The sequence below is a fragment of the Flavobacteriales bacterium genome (assembly GCA_013214975.1).
Taxonomy (GTDB): domain Bacteria; phylum Bacteroidota; class Bacteroidia; order DT-38; family DT-38; genus DT-38.
This window is the reverse complement of record JABSPR010000081.1, coordinates 1-3,002: the sequence shown is the minus strand read 5'-3', so window position 1 is coordinate 3,002 and position 3,002 is coordinate 1. Positions and strand designations below refer to the sequence as shown.

Sequence of the window (3,002 nt, the reverse complement as noted above, 5' to 3'; positions counted from 1 at the left end):
TCATTTTTTCTTCTGATTCCTCCTGGTACTTTGATGACTCCTTTTTCTAAATCAACATCATTTAATTCCAAGTTCATAATATCTTGTTTGTCCAGTCCTTGATAAATCATTAATCCTAAAATCAGTTTGTTGGAGTACTTAAAATAGCCGTGCTTGGTGGTGTTTTGGTAGTTGTTGTAAATGGTGTTTAGTTCCTCTTGGGTGAGTAGTAATATTTGTTCTTGGTAGGTCCCTCTTAGTCTCACATTTAAAGCGATGTTTTTGATGCCTAAAAAGGTGTAGTAATGTTCTATGGCTCTAAGTGTTGTATTGATACTCGTCTTTGATTTTTCTTGGTTCTGCAGATGTCCGATGTAGTTCAATAAGTCTTTGTAATCAATAGTTTCTAAGGTTAGTTTTTGAAGCTGTAACCATCCTAAAAACAAGCCTATTCGCATTAAAAAATCTTTGATACACTTTTCGCTGTAATAACGTTCTGTAAGCCAAACTCCAAAGCCTTTCATTTGTATTCAGTTGAAAAAAAATTAGTGTTTGTTGTACATCAGTTCTTCATTAATTCTCACATAAACCTGAGTACTATCTAGGCGTTTATGACCCAAAAAACTACCGATGTATTCTAGTTCCATGCCCTGCTGCAATAAATGGGTAGCTATGCTATGGCGCAAGCTATGCAGGCTAGCGTTTTTAGTGATTCCAGCTTTTTCTTGCAGCTTTTTTAATCTAGTATTTAAGTAATGCCCATTCACTTTGGGTTGCTGTTTGCCGACTAATAAATACTTGCTATTGGGATTGATAATACTACGTGCATAATTCATATAATCTTTAATGGCTGCAAGGACTCCTTGCGATATTGGAACGTATCTACTACTGTAGTTTTTGCTCGGTTTTACATACAGTAAGCCTTTGTTGAAGTCTACTTCTTGGGGTACTAAATTGATCCCTTCTTTACTTCTTAAACCACAACCGTAGTAAATACTCAACAATGCTTTATCGAATAATCCTTGTGGGGTATTTCCTTCAATTGAAGAAAAAAGCAACTTCATTTCTGATTGAGTAAAAATGGTTCTTTCAGTAGTGATTTCTCTTTCTACTAGGATTTTACCGACTGTTAATTTTTCCTTGGTGGTTAACTCTAAAAATTCACTGTACCGGTTAATTATATTGATATGAGCTGATATGTAACTCCTACTTACTTTACTTTGATGCAGGTGTTTGTTGAACTGTTCTATTCTTTGTTGATTGGGCGGTGAGCCACCACAGGCAATTTCTAAGTAGTTAAAGAAGTTTTCTAATAACCTTGTGTAGCTTTTTATGGTGGTTTCTGCATATCCTAATCTTATTAGCCAGTTCTCAAAATCCTTTATTCGTTCCATATTTAAATAATTGCGTGGCCAGGCGATCGGCTTTTTAGGGGGTGCCTTGCATTTTGAGATTTTAGTGGGATACCTCCCTAATTAATTGATTTACTTAACCTTCAGTAGCCCATCACCCCTACTGGGCTACTCTGGGTTACTGGGATACCCTGGTGAGACTTTGTTGATGATTCCTCTTTTCTTATTTCTTCTAATGCTTCATCTAATACCGTTTGTATGTTGTCTTTTAAAGATTGGTATTCCTCTGAGTTAATCAATTCGTATTCATATCCTCTGGCTCTGTTGCCTCCAATAACCTTTAAATAACCGTAGCGAGTAAGTTCTAACAAATGCCTGTTTAAGGTGGTTGGTGCAAAACGATATTGCTCTCTAATTTCCTTACTATAAAAGCTCTATTTCGCATTCTTAGTCACATAGTTTTTAAGCAACTCTAAAAAATCTCTACACGCTTTGGTTAGCTCATCACTTTTAGCCAGTAGCACATCTTTGAGTAATTTATTCGCTTGTTCAATATCTTCAAGTGTGGTCTCAATACATCTTTCTCCTGTTTGCTTGTCGGTGCTTACCGACCTTTGGTATTGATGATAAAAAGTAACTGTTTCAATAAAACTTAGATAATGCGTATTGGTTCTTAATGGCTTAAAAACAGTATCTGGTATATTGAGTTTTGTAGCATAAGGGTTTCTAACTTTTACTGGCTCTAACATTAATTGAACATCTTGTAAAAAGGTTTTGATTTCTGCTTCTTTGGCTTTATTAATTGTGCCTGCTGATAGGTTTTGTTGGTACTCCATGATTTGATTTTTATGGGCTTTCCTATTATCTAAATAGATCAGTAAACTACGGTTGGCATTATCTTCATAAATACGTTCCTTGGTAGTTGTTCCGGCTAAACAGATAGGACCTTCTACGTGAAGGGTTACCGTTTTCAGATTGCCTTTGGCATCTTTGATCGGGATGGTTTTACTGATTCGTTTCTTACTCATTAACTCTCTGATTGCATACATTATCTTTTCATCTTGTGCCCCGTCTAGGTCTTCTATTAATACCAATTTGTGTTTCAGCTCTGTACGCTCGAAGTAGTACAAGGCATTTTCTGAAAGTGCTGTTATTTCTAATTTATGTTCCTCTGGGATTAACTCGCTTATCTTTTCTTGCAGGTAGGTTTTACCTGTTCCGCTTGCTCCTAAACTGATAACATGCAAAGGTTGTTCTCGTAATCTGGATGTAAATATCAGGTACATTAATAGACGATTATTTTCCTCACCAACCATGCCAGATCTACCGATAAGGTTGTTTGTTTTTAGTAGTAGATCTTTCGATTTTAAAAAATCTCTCACTTGTTGTTTTCGCCTCTCGGATAGCTCCTTTTCTTTCGGCTTGTTTGGCTTTTGGGATTCTACCGATTTTAATCTGTACTGCTCTAACTCATTTATCAGATGCGACATGGTTACACGTATTTCTAAAGTACCTAGATCTAATCGCTCACCTACTTTTCTTATAAATTTCTCTACCTGATCGTCGTTGTAAAGATCTAAGTTACTTTGGCGAATGTTGTAGATAGGACTTGGGCTGTCTGTCCTTGTAATTCGTAAAGTAACTTTTAGTTTATCTAAGCTAAACAGATTA

At 36.0% G+C, this 3,002-nt stretch carries 4 protein-coding genes; all 4 read right to left on the bottom strand.

Translation table 11 applies throughout. The annotated features are described in order from the left end of the window. On the bottom strand, nt 1-503 hold a 503-nt coding region (locus tag HRT72_03615; GenBank protein NQY66794.1), incomplete at its 3' end, for a site-specific integrase. A 21-nt stretch (nt 504-524) separates the two neighbouring features. Beyond that, entirely contained in the window at nt 525-1,373 is an 849-nt protein-coding gene (locus HRT72_03610) for a tyrosine-type recombinase/integrase (GenBank protein NQY66793.1), read from the bottom strand. 101 nt (nt 1,374-1,474) lie between these two features. Further along, nucleotides 1,475-1,702, bottom strand: coding sequence for a hypothetical protein (locus tag HRT72_03605; protein ID NQY66792.1), 228 nt, complete (start codon nt 1,700-1,702; stop codon nt 1,475-1,477). Between the two features lie 63 nt (nt 1,703-1,765). Beyond that, the coding region (locus HRT72_03600; GenBank protein NQY66791.1) for a hypothetical protein at nt 1,766-3,002 on the bottom strand (1,237 nt) is incomplete at its 5' end.